Raw genomic sequence first — 16,030 nt, 5'->3', positions numbered from 1 at the left:
TCTGAATGAAGAGATTGATTTTATCGAATATCACGCTGCCCATAAAGAGACGATACTAAGGTTGTAGAACAAAGGAAAAAAGGAGAATTTTCTATGAAAAATCCTTTAGTAAAAGCGAAAGCGATCAACCTCGATAAAGAGAAAATATTCCTCGCTGGTGTGGCCCTTCTAATTGCCATTATCAGTGCGCTAGTGATTATGCCAATGGCCCACGCTAAAGACTGTGAGCAAGCTAAATTATCTGCCCAAGAAGAAGTTATTTTACCTCCCTTCGAACTAAAATCGCAAAAATTAGGGCACTAACCCTTAAGGCCCAGTGAAAAAAATTCACTGGGCGGCGCTTTTCCTCTGCCCCATCTATACAATTTCCCCCTTTTTCTCTAATCTCCCCCCCATGACTGAATTAAGACCCAACCAATCTGTAAAACTGCTTCAAGAGCTGCATATTCTCACTAGAGACGGCAAGCTTAACCAGGACAGCCGAAGAAAACTCAAGCAGGTGTATCACTTGTTTAATTTTATCGAGCCGATGTTAAAAGAGTTGGCAGAAAAAAAGGACGACTATACGCTGGTTGATCACGGTGCGGGAAAATCATACCTGGGTTTTATCATTTACGATTTGTTTTTTAAAAGTCAGGGGCAAGGGACAATCTATGGGATTGAAACCCGCGATGAGCTGGTTAAAAAATCAATTGAACTTGCACGCGACTGCGAATTTCCGCGCATGAAGTTTCTCAATCTTTCGGTTGAAGCTTCAATGAACGACTCTTCCCTGCCGGGACAAATCGACATGGTCACGGCCCTGCATGCTTGCAATACGGCGACAGACGATGCAATTAAATTTGCTCTTCAGAAAAAAAGCCAGTACCTGGTGCTTGTTCCTTGTTGCCAGGCCGAAGTGGCCTCTATTTTGCGCAAAAATAAAGCGCAGACTAAAACATCATTGAGTGAAATCTGGAGACACCCTCTGCACACCAGAGAGTTTGGAAGTCAGCTGACTAATGTTCTTCGCTGTCTGCAACTTGAGGCCCATGGTTATCAAGTCACTGTGACTGAGCTTGTAGGTTGGGAGCATTCGATGAAAAATGAACTCATCATTGCTAAATTCAACCCGGATACCAACAAGAAAAAAGCGGCCCAGCGTTTAAGTGACATCCTTGGCGAATTAGGACTCACTGAACTTTCTGAGCGCTTCTTCTTACCTCAGCTCTAAGCGGCCCCATTAACCGTTTTAAGCAGGTCTGAAACAACTTTCTCAAGTTCAATTGCATCGTTATTTAAATTGTCAGCTACACTTGAGAGCTCTTGCGATGTATGCGTATTATCCTGGGTGACGACATCCAGCTGTCCCATCGCTTTTGTGATCTCACTGATTCCCTGAGACTGCTCAACGCTGGCATTAGAAATCTCCAGGGCCATATTAGAGGTCACTTTTACGTTTGAAACGATCTCCTCTAAAATCTCTCCACAGTCGCGGGCCACAGAACTTCCGTACTCCACTTTTGTTTTACCTTCAGTCAGAAGTTTATCAACTTTCACTTTCGTATCGTGCACAATACGCTCAACGGTCTGGATACTGTTATCAAGCATACCGCTGATTTCGGTAGCTGCCTCTCCGCTGACTCGGGCAAGGTTTCCAATTTCTTCGGCGACAACCGCAAATCCTTTTCCATTTTCTCCCGCTCGTGCCGCCTCTACAGAAGCGTTGAATGAAAGAAGTTTTGTCTGGAAAACGATATCATTAATCACTTTGGTTTTATTTCCAATATCGTGAATGAGTTTTACTATTTCTGAAAACTCCTGGTTAGAGTGATCAATTTCACTCCTGATATTTTCATTTGAGTGATTGATCTCTTCCATCGAATGAATCATCTTCTCTACGATATCACTCCCTTTTTCTGCTTTTTCTCTAGAGATGGAAGAAGCTTTAGACGTTGACCCAGCATAATCTGAAGTTTTCTTAATCATCGCACCTACTTCTTCCAGCGAAGCGGCCGTCTGTTGCAGGGATGCCGTCTGCTCAACATTAGATTGAGATAAATCTGTTGAGTTTGACTTCATCTGTTGAGAAGTGCTGGCCACATTGGAGCTCACTCCAGAGAGAATTTCTGCAACTTTCTTTAAATTGTCCAGAGACCCTTTAATTAACATAAAGGCCAGAGCAATCGCGACGACAATCGGGACGAGTCCAAATAAGACCGTTTTGAGGTTGTTTTTATCGACTTCGCGAAGAGCTGCAATTTTATTAATATCGGTTTTAATTGCAAAGACACCATGGAGCTTGCCATCGCTCCAATTCTCCATTTTATAACCGAGAATATCTTTTCCATTTCCCCATGGGCTGGTCGCAGGGGCGCCATGACAAGTCATACATCCTTGAGACTCTGAAAGTCTTACCGGCCTATATACAGTGATCGAGTCACCGTCATCATGAACGTATTTTTTGAGTTCTTTGTTTTCTTGAAATTTTTTAAAGATAGAAAGTTCAAAATCAGTGGCCATATTTTCTTTTTTTCTTGGCTCATCCGAAAACACTCTAAACGAATACCCTTCCGCTTCAGCATCCTTGGCCCCAATTTTCATGGCCGCAAAAATAGGAACCTGTTTTAAGACTTCTAATTTGTCATTATCGCTCATTTCTGTATCCGACTTGTATTTGCCCTTCATGCGCTCAACAATCGGTTTTAAACCGCCTTGCAGGGCCACAAACTCAGTGGCGGCTTCAAGTCGCGAGTGAATGGTTGCTGCTTTTTCTTCAATTCCTTTCTTCAGATCTGCATGGGCAAAATACAAGGCCATTCCAATGGATGTCCCTGAACAAATCAGACATGAGATCCCTACGATTAAAAGAATTTTTGTGCTAAACTTGAAGTGCTGGTAGCTCTTCATAAGATGTTCCCCTGCTTTGTTTGACCTCTGTTCGAAGAAGCATTGAACTTTCTCGACATGACAAATATCATGTTTCTATAAATAAGCTTTACTAACTAAGATTCAAATTCAATCAATGTTGGTGCTTAGAGAACAAATATAGGGACAAGCTTTAGTTGAGCCTAGAAAAAATTAAGTCATCAGGTATGCAAAATAAACTAAAAGACTATTTAAAAGAAAAAGGATTCAATATTTGTTTAACGGCAAAGGCCGGCAGTATCTCCTGTCTCAATTCTTTGTTATCCATTGAAGAAAAAGAAAAGACCCTTGTTCTCATTGGCAGCGGAGGAAAAACTCTCTGGGAGAAACTGCCGCAAAAAAAAGGAGAACACCCCATTGACGAGTACACTCTGCAAACGATGCGAGAGCTTGCTCAGTTCTTTAGTTTAGATCACGAAGTGCTCTACCCTGATAACCAAAGAATTCTTCCGCTTCAACAAATTGGAAGGCATTTCAATCTTTCTCATCCATCACCTTTTGGCCCCGATCTCTCTTTTGAATTTGGACCTTGGTTTGGTTTTCGTGGAGTTTTTCTCACTTCATTGGCAATGGCTGAAACAATCCTGACCCCATGGGATTCACCTTGCACTCCATGTCCCAGGCCCTGCTTGCAAGAGAAAGAATTCTACCTTGCGCGTCGCCTATGCCCATTTCGTAGTGAACACCAGTATACAAATGAGCAACAGGAGTATCACTCAAGGGTATTAAAGGCCGAATTATCAAAGTGGCAGAATGCGTAAATCCGATAAAATTCATTGTGATTTAACCCTCTCCAAGGTAGAGTTCACCCGAAGATATTAGTCCAGAGGATCAATCGAAATGACGACCGATAAAAAGACAGTGCTGATTATTGAAGACGACATGGACATCCGTGAGCTAGTTGCTGAAATCTTAACCGATGAAGGATATATCACTAAAACGGCCGAAAATGGTCGCGTTGGACTAGACTACCTTATCGCTTGTCCAAAAGATTCACTTCCAGATTGCGTGATTCTCGATCTCATGATGCCAGTTATGACTGGACTTCAAGTGATGGAATATCTTTTAAGCAACCACGCCAATGACCTGGCGAAACTTCCCATTATTATAACAACGGCCAAAGGAAATCCAAAAGAAGACCTGGTCAATATGCCTGCCAACGTCACTAAGATTAGAAAGCCGATGGACGTTAACGAGCTTATCGATACAGTGGCCAAACACAGCCAAAGATAATTGCCATGACGATTGAAACCAAAGAAGACATTGAAAAATTAAAAGTGATCGGAAAAATTGTGGCCGACGCTCTTAAGCTTATGATGAGTGAAGCTAAAGTGGGAATGACGACAAAAGAGCTTGATGATATCGGAGCGAAGTATTTAGTCGATCACGGAGCAAACTCTGCTCCCCTCATCACTTATAAATTTCCTGGGGCCACCTGCATTTCAGTCAATGAAGAAATTGCTCACGGTATTCCCGGAGAGCGCGCTTTAAAGGACGGCGACATCATCAACATTGATGTCTCTGCCGAAAAAGACGGCTACTTTGCCGATACGGGCGGATCGTTTGTTTTAGGGCAATCAACTGCTGATCAAAAACGCGTGATGAAAGCAACCAGAGAAGCTCTGAATGCGGCCATGGAAGTGGCACGCGCAGGTGCACCTTTAAATCTTATCGGTAAGGCCATTGAGAAAGTGGCCCGCAAACACAAATTAAAAATTATTGAAAACCTTGGCTCACACGGTGTAGGCCGCGCCCTTCACGAAGAACCAGGCTTTATTGCCAGCTATTATGATCCGGATGATCACCGCACTCTTCATGAGGGTCAAGTTATTACGATTGAGCCGTTTTTATCGACGAAATCAAACTGGGTTGAAGAATCTAATGATGGCTGGACACTTTACTGTGAAGAAGGAAACATTGCTGCTCAATACGAGCACACAATGATTATCACGAAACACAGACCTCTGATTGTCACGGCCTGAGTTTTTACCAGCTAAATCCCTGTCCAAAAGCAGAGCTTTCATTCGAAAAGAAAACACGGTTGTAATGTGGAACTGAGTCGATATCTTCAGGTGAAAAAAGTTTTTTTGTCTTGAAGTTCCCAACCATATTAGTTCCCGGAACTCCCTTTCCTTCCTGACGGAAAATATAGGGAAGCGGGTTGTGAGAGAATTTATCAGAATAAATCCCCACTTTGTTTTCTGAAGCGATGAGAGCGGCCTCACTGTATTTAACAAAGATTTTTTTGTCGTATGGATAAATGAAATAAAGAGCGCCCCATCCTGCTTTTAACATTTCCAGGTTCAAATCCACACCATTATAGATGATCTGCCCCAGGTAGCGGTTGTTAGAGTCCATGTTTTTATCAGAGAGTTCAATTTGAATCGTCGAATTAAGCGGCAGCATACTCTTTAAGTAATCGCGGGCCATCTCGGCACTCTCGCCTTGAGTCGCTCCGTTAAAATCAATTTCCGGAGTATCGACACCCATCAGGCGAAGCTTCGCTTTTTTGGTTGGAGTCTCACTTGGCAGAAATGTCAGTGTATCGCCATCGTGAATGCTGATAACTTTTCCGGCGATCGTTTTTGCTTCGATCGCCTGAAAAGATAATAATAGAAATAATGAAAGAACTATTTTCAATGTAATCTCTTAAAAAATGTCTGAGTATTCGTCTTGGATGCGAACTGGGAATTCTGAATCGTACTCACCTGTTCTATTGTGGCCGAATTCATCACTCACTTCATCAGGGTTTCCGCTTACAATCACATCACGAGAGTCGCTCTCGTATGAGTCACCAGCGATTTTCTTTGAACAAGACACTTTGTTGTTTTTTACTTTGCATGATTCATAAGTCGCAACTCTTTCGTAGTCAGTTAACTTACAAACGTTTTTAGTGTTACAAGTATAATAACCAGTGACCACTTCAAAAACCTGAGTTCCCCATTGAGCAACTAGTTTTCCGCGCACAACGTTTGAGTTCTTTACTTTTTTCACGTCTAAACTTTGGAAGATAACTTTGTTTTTCATCACTCCAAGTTCTTTGACTTTTACCAGTCTTACTTCGCCAGCAAAGGCCGTTGTTAGTGTTAATAGTGCTAAAAATCCCATGATCTTTTTCATTATAATCCCCTTCTCTAATTTTCCCCTGTAATATCGTGGTGTTTAGCTCTCGTCAAAGATTATGAATTATTTTCATGGTCCAAAGATTATCTCCAAGTGACCGTGGTAAGTTGGATCCCTAATCTTGGGGGATTAAATGAAGAAAACGGCGATTCTTACACTGCTTTTTACTCAATCTGTCTTTGCTTTAGAAACCGATCAATTCCACGCGGCCTCACATGTGTTGAAAGAATCTTCTGAACACATCAATAAATATATCGACGATAAATTTGAAAAGGCCCTGACCCACGCCAACAATAAAGGTAAAGAAGTCGCCTGCCGCGATCTCGCCGATGACGTCATGACGGGAATCGTAGGAAAGTTTTCAATTAGTAAGATCAGCCAGTTTGCCAAAAACTCTCCGGATATCGAACGCTTCCCAGGAGATGAAATCTCTCAGCTCGAATACATCAATCAATCGATTTATAAAGATGGCGGTTTCCCATTTTATTTTGGGATCATCTCAAGAACTATTAATGTTGGTGGCGTCTACATCGGAACAGACAAACTGGGACACTTTGCTTTAGTTGGAAGAAACTACTACCGCCGCTATTTAGAAAACCTGGATAAAGGCATGAGTCCTGAAGTGGCCAAAAAAGATTCGGTCTTCACAGGTTTTAAACAAGAGATCCACATTCTAGGTTATACACTGGGAGGAGTTCTCTCTTTTGGTGACCTGGAGGCCAACTACCAAGGGATGACTTTTGCCATTTCAATGTGTGATGGAGAAAACCCTTACCTAATAAAAGAAAACGGACAATGGAAGAAAAATCCAAAGCGCGTTTTTGATATCAAGAACTACATCAACCCGAAGATGGACGAGTCTTATAAACCGGCCTTCTGGAAACCAAAGCTTTGGGAAAAAATTAAACCGACTATTAAAGAAGTCTATTGTGAGCTTAAGAAAAACCCACTTTATATTGAGCGCGTGAAGAGCTATCAATCAAAAATCACAGTGAATCAAAATGATGACTTCATCAAAGAATTCTTTAGCTCGCGCCCGAAATTCGACCGCAAGCTCGAAGACATTGATTCTCTTTGCGAGTAAATAACCGAGCACTTTAAATGGTGGGCTTTTGTCACTGACAATTTCCCACCAGCTTAAATTTATTTTTCCCGCTTTAAACTCATCAAAAATTCTTCTATTCTATAATCCTTGATGAACACTCTTTTTTTCAGGAAGAAAAAATGAATCTACTTATGCTTGGTGCCCTCGCTGGTGGCTTCTCTGGTGCTTTTGGCTTTTTCCTTGCGGGAAAATTTCATGGAAACGACAAAGGCGAAAAACTCTACCCGATTTACTCTGCCACATTTTTTGGGCTTATCGTTTTAGCGACAAAGTTCCTGACCTGAGGAAAAGTCAGACCAAACTTGATTTATTTTGGTTCTGATTTATCCTCTTTGTATGACTGAACTTACTAAAAAGAACTGGTATATCCACGGCCATAAAAGCGACATCGCTTTTATTATCCTTTGCCCGCTTATCGCTCTTGTTATCGTCGCGCTGATTTGCGAGCCCCGCGATGGAAACTACATCTATAGCAACATGACTCCTATCTGGTTTACTGTCGCTGCATCAGTTTTAACTCACGCCCATGTTCTTTTGGTTTTTGCCAGAAGCCACTTAAACGTCACCGTCTTTAAACGCTACAAATACCGCTTTACGGTTATTCCTTTACTGCTTCTTATCGCTATGTGGGTCTCTCCCATTGTTTTTGGATTGATGGGGATTATCGGTGTCTACTGGGACGAATGGCATTCACTCATGCAGACATTTGGCTTTGGCCGCATTTATGACGGAAAAAAAGGCAACGATCCACTAGCTGGAAGAAAACTTGATATGGGAATGGCCTTTGTCGTGGGACTTCTTCCCAACATTATTCTTCTGACTTATCTCCCAGACACTCAGGTTAATGGCGCTCTCGTTGAGTATTTAGAAATGCCGATCATGGTGGTTAAACAACATGGATGGCTCATTACGTCGGCCCGCATTCCACTTATTCTCTTAGGTGTGGGATACACTCTATTTTATATCTACTCTTACAATAAGCTTATTAAAAATGGTTACCAGTACTCTAAAGCGAAGTTTGCTCTTTTTGCAGTTACCGGTGTCACGACTATTTTGATCTCTTGTTTTTACACAATCGCCGATGGCGTTTTCTTCGGAAATATCTACCACGCTCTTCAATACATTTATATTGTCTATGCCAGCGAGAAATCTAACCTGACAGAAATCGCTGTCAAAAAAGAAGAGGCCGGCATCCGCCTGGAAAAGAAAGATCACCGCATCGGAATTCTCATTTTCTTCCTTTTGATCATCCCTATGATTTTTATCTTCGCAGGCCTTCGTCAAGTCACCCAGAAAATGGAGTATGTGGCCGCCTTCTGGCTTTTAACCTCTCTTATGCACTTCTGGTTTGACGGGTTTATATGGTCTGTCAGACGCCAGGACATCAAGCTTAACTAAATCCTGACTTAAACAATAATTCATCTTTGGCTATGATTCCTTAATCAATCATTCAAGGAATCAATATGAAAGTTTTCAGCGGAAGCCGCAGGGATTTTTTAAAGTTTACTGGCCGTGGTGCTGCCCTTTTTCTGGCAGCCTCATGTGCTTCTCCTCTAGAGCAACTGGCCAAGACCTCTCCGACTCGCCTCCTAGAGCTTTCTCCAAGTATTGAAGACGATTTAAAACTAGCGCCTGGCTTTTCGTCAAAAGTTTTAATTAGCTGGGGAGATAAAATCAATAAGGACAACGACACCTTTGGTTTTAACAACGACTACATCGCTTACATTCCACTAGAAGGGTTAAAAGATGAAGGCCTAATGTGGGTTAACCATGAGTATGTGCATCCACTTTTTGTCAGCGGTCACATCATTGATGACAGCTATACAAGAAAGACAAAAGATCAGGCCACTGAAGAAATGAAGGCCGTTGGTGGAAGTATCATCCACATCAAAAAACAAAATGACCAATGGGTAGTCAAAACGGACTCTCCTTATAACCGCAGACTAGATGCCTTCACTCCAATTCCTTTTTCGCAGGGGCTGGAAGTTTACGGAAGTAAAACAGCGATCGGTACACTGGCCAACTGTGCCGGAGGAGTCACTCCATGGAATACTTATTTAACGTGTGAAGAAAACTATCAAAACTTTTTTGGTGAAGCCGTTTACGAAAAAAATGATAATAGAATTTTTCAAAATGCCAAATGGCAAATGGGTTGGGATATTCATTACTCTCATCCACCAGAGCACTATGGATGGGTGGTTGAAATTGAACCCAAAACAGGAGTTGCAAAAAAGCTGGTAAGCCTTGGACGCTTTTCTCACGAAGGGGCCTGCACTATCCGCGCCCGTGATGGACGTGTGGTTGTTTACATGGGCGATGACGCTAACGATGAGTGTTTCTACAAATTTATTTCTGACTCTACAGACTCTCTGGATTCAGGAACTCTTTATGTAGCAAACTTAGAAAGTGGAAAATGGATTCCACTCGATATGAGCAATCCGATTCTAAAAAAGAAATTTAAAAATCAAACAGAGCTCTTAATCAGAACAAGAGAGGCGGCTCACTTAGTTGGAGCAACAAAATTAGACAGACCGGAAGATTGCGAGATTGATCCAATCACTGGACATATCTACTTAAACTGCACCAACAATGTCCCTGCCGGAAGGCCTTATGGCTCCATTCACAAGTTCATTGAAAAAAATAACGACTACACTTCTTTAGAATTTGAATCGTCTATCTTCCTATTTGGCGGAGAGAAATCGAAAATCAGCTGCCCGGATAACCTGGCCTTTGATAAAAAAGGAAACCTATGGGTGACCAACGACATTTCTGAAGATGAAATCGGACAAGGTGCTTATAAACCTTTTGGGAACAATGCACTTTTTTATATTCCAATGAGCGGTCAATACCAAGGAGTCGCTTTTAGAGTTGCACAAGCTCCAAACGATGCGGAACTGACAGGGCCATTTTTTAGTGACGATGGACGCACACTCTTTTTAAGTGTTCAACATCCGGGTGCAAAAACAAAAGACTTAAAGAATCTAACCAGCCACTGGCCGAATGGAGGCAATGAAATACCAAGGCCTTCGGTTGTGGCAATTAAGATTCCTGACTTTCTTTAATTCATCATCTTGACGAAGCTCGAATGAAAGAGGTAATCGGTAATTCCTTATAAAACTCTTTATAAGGATCAACCATGAAACCTCTTTTACTCGCTTCGCTTCTTTTAAGTTTTAATCTCCAGGCAAAAGAACCAAATCTAAAGATCACAGACGATTCTGGCGCTGTCATTACACTTGCAAAAGACGAGAGCATGTCGAATCTTATCCTCTACTCTGAAAATGCAGTAGAGAGCTGTTTTAACGGGTCTGCGGACGAGTTAGCTAATGAGATCAATGAGCGTTTCTTTGAAGACGGTGATTGGGGTCTAAGTGATGCCGTGGTACTTGATCAAAACCGTATCGGATTTACGTTTTGGGACTTAGGTGGAATACTTAACTCCTTTATAGTAGAGCGCTGCCAGTAGTCCAGCGCTTGTCGAATTGATCAGGGCCCATCCTCTCGGGTAGAATGAAGATATGAAAAAACTCATACTACTTAGTTCGTTTATCTTCACTTTTTCCCTGCATGCAGAAGTCGCCACTTTTGCGGCCGGATGTTTTTGGGGAACAGAAGAGTTCTTTAGAAAAATCCCAGGAGTTCAAAAAACAGAGGTGGGCTATACAGGTGGAAAAACATCCAACCCAAAGTACGATGAAATGCACGATGGCCACACAGGGCACGCTGAAAGCGTAGAGATTACTTTTGATCCAAAAGTTGTGAGTTATGAATTTCTCTTGGATCAATTTTTTAAAATGCACGACCCGACAACTCTCAATCGTCAGGGCAACGACGAAGGAAACCAATACCGTTCAGCAATCTTTACTCATGGGCCTGAGCAGATGAAAAAAGCACTGGCCTTTAAAAATAAAGTGGATCAATCAAAGGCGTGGAAAAAACCAGTGGTGACCGAGATCACAGAAGCTAAAAAATTCTGGCGGGCAGAGGAATATCACCAGAAGTACCTGGTGAAAAATCCTGGAGGATACGACAACCACTACCTGCGCCAGATTTCCTTTGAGACTAAAAAGAAATAATTACTTTAAAACACTCTCGATAGCGTGAGCGATGGCCGGATCATCTGGAGTGATGTCTGGAGCAAAACGATTTACGACATTTCCTTTTTTATCTAATAAAAACTTCTCGAAGTTCCACATGATATCGCCGGGCTTACCATTAAGCAGTCCGTGCTCACGAAGTTTTGCTTCAAGTGTTCCACCAACTTTCATTGTCGCTACTGGCTTTTCTTCAGTTAAAAGTTCAAACAATGGATGTTGCCCTTCACCTTTCACCACTAGTTTAGCGGCAACCGGAAATTTTACACCGAAAGAGCTCGCACAGAATTTTTGAATTTCTTCGTCTGTCCCCGGTTCTTGTCCGGCAAATTCATTGGCCGGAAAACCGACAACTAAAAAGCCTTTGTCTTTGTATTTTTCATACAGTGTTTCTAATCCTTCATACTGTGGAGTCAGTCCACATTTTGAAGCGACATTCACCACCATGATGGCCTTGGCATCGAAAGCAGAAAGCGTTGTTGTTTTCCCATCGGCCATTTTGAATTCGATTTGAGAGATCTTAGAGTCCATGCTTCTTCCTTGGGTTGAAGTTTAATCCCCTTAAGAGTATCGAAACTCTCCCTTTCCGGGCAATCATTTTCCCTTAGACAAAAACTTATTTTCGCTGACTCAGAGTTTAAAACAAGGTTTTCTATTCTCTTGGACGAACTTCTAAAAGCTCAATATGAAAAATGAGATTCGAATGTGGTTTAATAAAAGCTCCAATCTGTCTTTCGCCGTATGCTAAATGGGCCGGCACATGCAGTGTGCGCTTTCCTCCAACCTTCATGCCGACAAGACCTTGGTCCCAGCCTTTAATCACGCGCCCAACACCAAAGACAAATTGAAAGGGTTTTCCCTTCTCGTGAGAAGAATCAAACTTAGTCCCGTCTTCCAGGAAGCCTTCGTAGTGTGCAAAAACCAATGCGCCCTTACTTGGCTCAAGGCCTTCTCCAATCAAAGTGTCTGTAATAACAAGTTCAGCAACGCTCACTTCTCTCTCCTATCTCTGAGTATAACAGTCAAAAATGTGAAATCTTAATTTGTTTAGATTTACCTAAAATATCCGAAAAGACTTAATGTAGATAGTGTAAACCACTAAGGGAGTCAAAGTGAAATTTTTAATTCTTTCGGCCTTGCTCTTTAGCTGCATCCAACTCATGGCCAGCGAAGAAGTATGCGCAAAAAAATCAGTTGAACTCAATGGCCAGTTTGGAAAAAACGAAGCTCCCCTTTTAAAACTTTGGTCTGAGACTGCCGGAAATTTTACCAAGCTCAATGTGACGAGCAAAGAATCTTTTGCCAAGGCCCAATTCATTTTAAAAGATGAAGAAGGAAAAGAACTTAAGACTCAAACTCTCTCTCTACAAAAAAATACAACGTCTTCATTTGATTTTATGAAAATGATGAATGAGGCCGTTATTCGCCCTAACGTGCTAACCGTCAAAATCATCACAACAAAAGGTGAAACTTTCTGCTCGCAGGATATGGCCGTTGTAGAAAAAGACGGACAAGGTGGAGTGTTAAAGAAGTTATGAGAAAAATACTAATTATTCTTTCTATTGTTGTTTACTCTAATACCGCTTCGGCCGGGATGCTCTCTCACATCTGGGACAGTTTAAGAACGTTCCTCGGTCTCGATATCACTCGCACAGTTAATGAAAGTGTGACTCCTCCAGGAGAAGTTTGCTCTGATACTCAGGGGAATAGACCGACATCTAATTATCCAGAGCAGCCGTCGATGGGTGCCTCACCTGTTTTTGATGAAGTGCCTGAAGAAGGTGAAGAAAAAGAAGTGGGCTTCTCACCCAAAGACGACACTGATGCCGACAATCTTCGCGAAGAGCTTAAAGAAAATTATAAAAAACTCGGAGGGGACCCTGTTGCCCTTCAGCAGGCCCTTTGTTTTTATGATAAAAACCGCGGCATTAATTTTGAGGCTGCCGGCGATCCTTCAAGAAAAAAAGGAATCAAAATTCAAAACCAAAGATACATTACGATCAACGACATGAACAAAAGCTACTTTAAATCGCGCATGTTCATTCTTGATCTAGAAACAGGAAAGGTGAAAACATACTATTCATCTCACGGCGCTGGTGGAAAAAAAGGTGTTCCGGAAAGTGACGCTGGAACAGTTGAAACATCAAACCTTGATGGGTCTAATGCTTCTCCTCGCGGTTTTTTTATCACAGGTTCAAGAATCAACGGCTCATCGGACCCAAAGCAGCGCTGGAAATTTTCAATGAAACTTCACGGTCTGCAAGAAGGTGTTAATGACCGCTCGTACTCAAGAGCTGTCGTCATGCACTCATTTCCAGATGTCACTAACGATGTGGCCTCAAGTGATGATGAAAAGCCAAGTTTAAGAACTGATCCTTATCCATTTTACCTGAGTCAGGGCTGTACGATGGTTGGGCCGAAAGTAGCTGATGAAATTGTCGATACAATCAAGGCCCCTAACAACAGCTCGGGTGGAAGTTTATATTACAACTACTCAAGTGTAGAGAAGTCTCGTGGTGACTCTTACTGTGGTGATGAAAACCTGATGAAGAAATAACGCTAGACTGGACTTGCAGGGAACGTTTCATTTTCTTTTTAATTTTATTCAGATTCTAGGAATGACGAGTGAAATCGAGGAAATGACGACGAAGATGGATGAGAGTAAAAAGAAAATGGTGCGCGGGACTGGACTTGAACCAGCACGCCTCGCGGCGCTACCACCTCAAGGTAGTGCGTCTGCCATTTCGCCACCCGCGCATAAGATGAGCGAATAGAATAAATAGTTAGCGTCTTCTAGGCAAGAACATTTCAATTTCATCAAGGTAAAATTTGATTCTTTGCTTAGCTTCAGCAATGGCCTCCATGCGCTCATTGATCAGCTTCACAAGTTTGTCATCTGGAGTAAGTGTGTCATTAGACTGGTGGCGGTTCATGAAAGCTTCTAAGCTTCCAAACGATGTTTCGTCTTCTAGTTCGTTTTCAAAACGGTCATCTAAATGATTCGGGATATCGGCGTCAGTCATGTGGGAGTATTCATTTAATAGATCGAGCATTGGATCCTGCAGATTCTCTTCCAACGGAAAGTTTTTGGCCGATGGAAAGAGCACTAGATTGTCGGTTTCGGTAGTTAAAGTTGTTGTCTTCATGCGCTTTCGGGTCCTCAAGTAAAAAAGCCTATTTTAAATCCAATACTTATAGTGCACTATGGGTGCCAAATTTCCTAAGTCATTTCAGTATCTTATACCTTATCAGGTGACCAAAGATCAGCCACACCATAAAGGCCTAGACAGTTGCCTGCCTTCTTTCCCCCAAATCGTAGCATGTGCAAAAATGGACTATTAAAAAATCTGGGCCTTATGTAAGATTTATAGTAGGTGTCGATAACCCTGACATATGGAGATTTGTTTTTATGGACGAAAACACCAACCATCGAATCCCCTGTATGCGCTGTAAGCACTACTACTCTACCTTTGACCCTAAGATCCCGCGCGGATGCAAGCTCTATCAATTCCAGTCGGCCACAATGCCTTATATCCTGGTTAAACAATCAACAGGTAAGGACTGCCCTTCCTTTGAAGAGAAAGCTAAAAAGGGCGGTGATGATGAGGGTGGAAAAAAGGATTTTAATGATCCGAAGTACTGGTGACTTCCAGACTCGCTAAGGGCCTTTTCATTTCGTAATAACTAGGGCCGGAAGCTTCAATCATCGCTCCCCCTAAACAAACATCCCCGTCGTAAAACACAACAGACTGCCTTGGCGTAATCGCTCTTTGAGCTTCATCGAATTCAACGTAGATTTTATCGCCTTCAATTTTCGTCACAGTACAGGCCTGGTCTTTCTGACGGTATCTAACCTTCGCTGTACATTTAAACGGCAATGGACGATCCCAAGCGCCGCCTACAAACGACAGGTCAGTCGCTGTTAGAGTGTCTGCGTACATATGCGGATGGTGGTCGCCGCGTTCAACGATCACCACGTTTCTCTTCATGTCTTTTCCAACCACAAACCACGGCTCCCCTTGTCCACCTAGGCCCAGACCTTTTCTCTGTCCTAAAGTGTAATAAGTCGCTCCTGTGTGGCGGCCGACAATCGTGCCGTCTAAAGTTTCAAAATTTCCGTCTTCAAACGTCACATAGTTTGAAAGGAAGTTTTTAAAATTTCTCTCTCCGATAAAACAAATACCAGTCGAGTCTTTTTTCTCTTTAGTGGCCAGGTCGTATTTAGCAGCAATTCTTCTGACCTCAGTCTTTGGAATGTGACCGATAGGGAAAAGAACTTTTTCCAAGATTTCTTTTTTAATTGTGTAGAGGAAATACGACTGATCTTTTAGTGGATCGGCCCCCTTCACCAGGCGCTGTTGACCATCAACCATAAGGCTTTGGCAGTAGTGTCCTGTGGCCAGAAAGTCTGCTCCCAGCTCCATTGCTTTTTCAAAGAAAACTTTGAACTTGATTTCGCGGTTACAAAGAATGTCTGGATTAGGAGTGAAGCCCATTTTGTATTCTTCAACAAAGTGAGAGAACACTTGCTCTTTGTATTCTTTGATGAAGTCTACCGAGTAGTAAGGGATGTCGAGTTTTTCGCACACCTTAACCACATCAGCGTATTCTTTTGATGACTGGCATACACCGTGCTCATCAAACTCTTCCCAGTTTTTCATGAATAGACCCACGACATTGTAGCCTTCTTCTTTAAGAAGGGCAGCGCTCACCGAGGAGTCTACGCCTCCGCTCATGCCGACAATGACCAATGTTTCTGATTTAGGTTTATTCATAACGGGGGGTTTTATAGCACAAGACC

At 42.3% G+C, this 16,030-nt stretch carries 21 protein-coding genes and 1 tRNA gene; 14 read left to right on the top strand and 8 right to left on the bottom strand.

Going from position 1 to position 16,030, the window contains the following annotated elements; translation table 11 throughout:
• The first annotated feature begins 93 nt into the window (after positions 1-93).
• Both C0V70_RS09065 and C0V70_RS09060 read left to right on the top strand, forming a co-directional pair.
• Positions 94-303, top strand: coding sequence for a hypothetical protein (locus C0V70_RS09065; RefSeq protein WP_102243541.1), 210 nt, complete (start codon positions 94-96; stop codon positions 301-303).
• A 91-nt stretch (positions 304-394) separates the two neighbouring features.
• Complete coding sequence (locus C0V70_RS09060) at positions 395-1,213, top strand: class I SAM-dependent methyltransferase (RefSeq protein WP_102245478.1); 819 nt, start codon at positions 395-397, stop codon at positions 1,211-1,213.
• Here C0V70_RS09060 and C0V70_RS09055 read toward each other — a convergent pair.
• On the bottom strand, positions 1,210-2,889 hold the full coding sequence (locus C0V70_RS09055; protein ID WP_102243540.1) for a methyl-accepting chemotaxis protein: 1,680 nt from the start codon (positions 2,887-2,889) through the stop codon (positions 1,210-1,212). The genes C0V70_RS09060 and C0V70_RS09055 overlap by 4 nt on opposite strands.
• A 185-nt stretch (positions 2,890-3,074) precedes the next feature.
• On the opposite strand from C0V70_RS09055, the gene C0V70_RS09050 reads away from it, so the two are divergent.
• The 3 genes from C0V70_RS09050 (at position 3,075) to map (ending at position 4,889) form a co-directional block, all read left to right on the top strand.
• Positions 3,075-3,668: a hypothetical protein gene (locus C0V70_RS09050; protein WP_133566742.1), complete on the top strand. Its 594-nt coding sequence runs from the start codon at positions 3,075-3,077 to the stop codon at positions 3,666-3,668.
• 79 nt (positions 3,669-3,747) lie between these two features.
• Positions 3,748-4,140: a response regulator gene (locus C0V70_RS09045; protein ID WP_102243538.1), complete on the top strand. Its 393-nt coding sequence runs from the start codon at positions 3,748-3,750 to the stop codon at positions 4,138-4,140.
• Between the two features lie 5 nt (positions 4,141-4,145).
• On the top strand, positions 4,146-4,889 hold the full coding sequence (map, locus tag C0V70_RS09040) for a type I methionyl aminopeptidase (protein ID WP_102243537.1): 744 nt from the start codon (positions 4,146-4,148) through the stop codon (positions 4,887-4,889).
• Positions 4,890-4,893: 4 nt separating this feature from the next.
• Here the strand turns inward: map and C0V70_RS09035 are convergent, their stop codons facing one another.
• Both C0V70_RS09035 and C0V70_RS09030 read right to left on the bottom strand, forming a co-directional pair.
• Positions 4,894-5,547 carry a thermonuclease family protein gene (locus tag C0V70_RS09035; RefSeq protein ID WP_102243536.1) on the bottom strand — a complete coding sequence of 218 codons (654 nt, stop codon included), beginning with the start codon at positions 5,545-5,547 and terminating at the stop codon, positions 4,894-4,896.
• A 9-nt stretch (positions 5,548-5,556) separates the two neighbouring features.
• The gene (locus C0V70_RS09030) at positions 5,557-6,027 is read right to left on the bottom strand and encodes a hypothetical protein (protein ID WP_102243535.1); all 471 of its coding nucleotides are present in this window, start codon (positions 6,025-6,027) and stop codon (positions 5,557-5,559) included.
• A 136-nt stretch (positions 6,028-6,163) separates the two neighbouring features.
• Here C0V70_RS09030 and C0V70_RS09025 point away from each other — a divergent pair, with 136 nt between their 5' ends.
• The 6 genes from C0V70_RS09025 (at position 6,164) to msrA (ending at position 11,211) form a co-directional block, all read left to right on the top strand.
• Positions 6,164-7,114, top strand: a complete 951-nt coding sequence (locus tag C0V70_RS09025) for a hypothetical protein (protein ID WP_102243534.1) — start codon at positions 6,164-6,166, stop codon at positions 7,112-7,114.
• Positions 7,115-7,254: 140 nt separating this feature from the next.
• Complete coding sequence (locus C0V70_RS19005; RefSeq protein WP_158649626.1) at positions 7,255-7,419, top strand: hypothetical protein; 165 nt, start codon at positions 7,255-7,257, stop codon at positions 7,417-7,419.
• Between the two features lie 52 nt (positions 7,420-7,471).
• The gene (locus tag C0V70_RS09020) at positions 7,472-8,533 is read left to right on the top strand and encodes a hypothetical protein (RefSeq protein ID WP_133566741.1); all 1,062 of its coding nucleotides are present in this window, start codon (positions 7,472-7,474) and stop codon (positions 8,531-8,533) included.
• A gap of 65 nt (positions 8,534-8,598) precedes the next feature.
• Positions 8,599-10,197, top strand: a complete 1,599-nt coding sequence (locus tag C0V70_RS09015; RefSeq protein ID WP_102243532.1) for a PhoX family protein — start codon at positions 8,599-8,601, stop codon at positions 10,195-10,197.
• 74 nt (positions 10,198-10,271) lie between these two features.
• Positions 10,272-10,601, top strand: coding sequence for a hypothetical protein (locus C0V70_RS09010; protein WP_102243531.1), 330 nt, complete (start codon positions 10,272-10,274; stop codon positions 10,599-10,601).
• Between the two features lie 52 nt (positions 10,602-10,653).
• Positions 10,654-11,211 (top strand): peptide-methionine (S)-S-oxide reductase MsrA, encoded by a 558-nt coding sequence (gene msrA / locus C0V70_RS09005; protein ID WP_102243530.1) that lies wholly within the window; start codon positions 10,654-10,656, stop codon positions 11,209-11,211.
• Here the strand turns inward: msrA and C0V70_RS09000 are convergent, their stop codons facing one another.
• Both C0V70_RS09000 and C0V70_RS08995 read right to left on the bottom strand, forming a co-directional pair.
• Complete coding sequence (locus C0V70_RS09000; protein ID WP_102243529.1) at positions 11,212-11,760, bottom strand: glutathione peroxidase; 549 nt, start codon at positions 11,758-11,760, stop codon at positions 11,212-11,214. It lies immediately after the preceding gene.
• A 121-nt stretch (positions 11,761-11,881) separates the two neighbouring features.
• Entirely contained in the window at positions 11,882-12,223 is a 342-nt protein-coding gene (locus tag C0V70_RS08995; RefSeq protein ID WP_102243528.1) for an FKBP-type peptidyl-prolyl cis-trans isomerase, read from the bottom strand.
• Between the two features lie 118 nt (positions 12,224-12,341).
• Between C0V70_RS08995 and C0V70_RS08990 the strand changes: the two genes are divergently transcribed.
• Together C0V70_RS08990 and C0V70_RS08985 are read left to right on the top strand one after the other, a co-directional pair.
• Entirely contained in the window at positions 12,342-12,767 is a 426-nt protein-coding gene (locus C0V70_RS08990; protein ID WP_102243527.1) for a hypothetical protein, read from the top strand.
• On the top strand, positions 12,764-13,786 hold the full coding sequence (locus C0V70_RS08985; protein WP_102243526.1) for a murein L,D-transpeptidase catalytic domain-containing protein: 1,023 nt from the start codon (positions 12,764-12,766) through the stop codon (positions 13,784-13,786). Before C0V70_RS08990 ends, C0V70_RS08985 begins: the two co-directional genes overlap by 4 nt.
• A 116-nt stretch (positions 13,787-13,902) precedes the next feature.
• Here the strand turns inward: C0V70_RS08985 and C0V70_RS08980 are convergent.
• A tRNA-Leu gene (locus tag C0V70_RS08980) sits at positions 13,903-13,986 on the bottom strand.
• Between the two features lie 26 nt (positions 13,987-14,012).
• Complete coding sequence (locus tag C0V70_RS08975; RefSeq protein ID WP_102243525.1) at positions 14,013-14,375, bottom strand: hypothetical protein; 363 nt, start codon at positions 14,373-14,375, stop codon at positions 14,013-14,015.
• A 263-nt stretch (positions 14,376-14,638) separates the two neighbouring features.
• On the opposite strand from C0V70_RS08975, the gene C0V70_RS19150 reads away from it, so the two are divergent.
• Complete coding sequence (locus C0V70_RS19150) at positions 14,639-14,875, top strand: uracil-DNA glycosylase (RefSeq protein ID WP_185902991.1); 237 nt, start codon at positions 14,639-14,641, stop codon at positions 14,873-14,875.
• Here the strand turns inward: C0V70_RS19150 and mnmA are convergent.
• The gene (gene mnmA / locus C0V70_RS08965) at positions 14,853-16,004 is read right to left on the bottom strand and encodes a tRNA 2-thiouridine(34) synthase MnmA (protein ID WP_102243524.1); all 1,152 of its coding nucleotides are present in this window, start codon (positions 16,002-16,004) and stop codon (positions 14,853-14,855) included. The two genes, C0V70_RS19150 and mnmA, sit on opposite strands and share 23 nt — an antisense overlap.
• Between the last annotated feature and the right edge of the window lie 26 nt (positions 16,005-16,030).

Source organism: Bacteriovorax stolpii, from assembly GCF_002872415.1.
In the GTDB taxonomy this organism is placed as follows: Bacteria; Bdellovibrionota; Bacteriovoracia; order Bacteriovoracales; family Bacteriovoracaceae; genus Bacteriovorax; species Bacteriovorax stolpii.
The sequence above is the reverse complement of the archived record's forward strand: the minus strand, read 5'-3'. Positions and strand labels throughout refer to the sequence as shown.

Excerpts from the sequence above, each read along its gene's own strand:
- C0V70_RS09065 (WP_102243541.1), top strand. The coding sequence starts at position 94 with ATGAAAAATCCTTTAGTAAAAGCGAAAGCGATCAACCTCGATAAAGAG.
- C0V70_RS09060 (WP_102245478.1), top strand. The coding sequence starts at position 395 with ATGACTGAATTAAGACCCAACCAATCTGTAAAACTGCTTCAAGAGCTG.
- C0V70_RS09055 (WP_102243540.1), bottom strand. The coding sequence starts at position 2,889 with ATGAAGAGCTACCAGCACTTCAAGTTTAGCACAAAAATTCTTTTAATC.
- C0V70_RS09050 (WP_133566742.1), top strand. The coding sequence starts at position 3,075 with ATGCAAAATAAACTAAAAGACTATTTAAAAGAAAAAGGATTCAATATT.
- C0V70_RS09045 (WP_102243538.1), top strand. The coding sequence starts at position 3,748 with ATGACGACCGATAAAAAGACAGTGCTGATTATTGAAGACGACATGGAC.
- map (WP_102243537.1), top strand. The coding sequence starts at position 4,146 with ATGACGATTGAAACCAAAGAAGACATTGAAAAATTAAAAGTGATCGGA.
- C0V70_RS09030 (WP_102243535.1), bottom strand. The coding sequence starts at position 6,027 with ATGAAAAAGATCATGGGATTTTTAGCACTATTAACACTAACAACGGCC.
- C0V70_RS09025 (WP_102243534.1), top strand. The coding sequence starts at position 6,164 with ATGAAGAAAACGGCGATTCTTACACTGCTTTTTACTCAATCTGTCTTT.
- C0V70_RS19005 (WP_158649626.1), top strand. The coding sequence starts at position 7,255 with ATGAATCTACTTATGCTTGGTGCCCTCGCTGGTGGCTTCTCTGGTGCT.
- C0V70_RS09020 (WP_133566741.1), top strand. The coding sequence starts at position 7,472 with ATGACTGAACTTACTAAAAAGAACTGGTATATCCACGGCCATAAAAGC.
- C0V70_RS09015 (WP_102243532.1), top strand. The coding sequence starts at position 8,599 with ATGAAAGTTTTCAGCGGAAGCCGCAGGGATTTTTTAAAGTTTACTGGC.
- C0V70_RS09010 (WP_102243531.1), top strand. The coding sequence starts at position 10,272 with ATGAAACCTCTTTTACTCGCTTCGCTTCTTTTAAGTTTTAATCTCCAG.
- msrA (WP_102243530.1), top strand. The coding sequence starts at position 10,654 with ATGAAAAAACTCATACTACTTAGTTCGTTTATCTTCACTTTTTCCCTG.
- C0V70_RS09000 (WP_102243529.1), bottom strand. The coding sequence starts at position 11,760 with ATGGACTCTAAGATCTCTCAAATCGAATTCAAAATGGCCGATGGGAAA.
- C0V70_RS08985 (WP_102243526.1), top strand. The coding sequence starts at position 12,764 with ATGAGAAAAATACTAATTATTCTTTCTATTGTTGTTTACTCTAATACC.
- C0V70_RS08975 (WP_102243525.1), bottom strand. The coding sequence starts at position 14,375 with ATGAAGACAACAACTTTAACTACCGAAACCGACAATCTAGTGCTCTTT.
- C0V70_RS19150 (WP_185902991.1), top strand. The coding sequence starts at position 14,639 with ATGGACGAAAACACCAACCATCGAATCCCCTGTATGCGCTGTAAGCAC.
- mnmA (WP_102243524.1), bottom strand. The coding sequence starts at position 16,004 with ATGAATAAACCTAAATCAGAAACATTGGTCATTGTCGGCATGAGCGGA.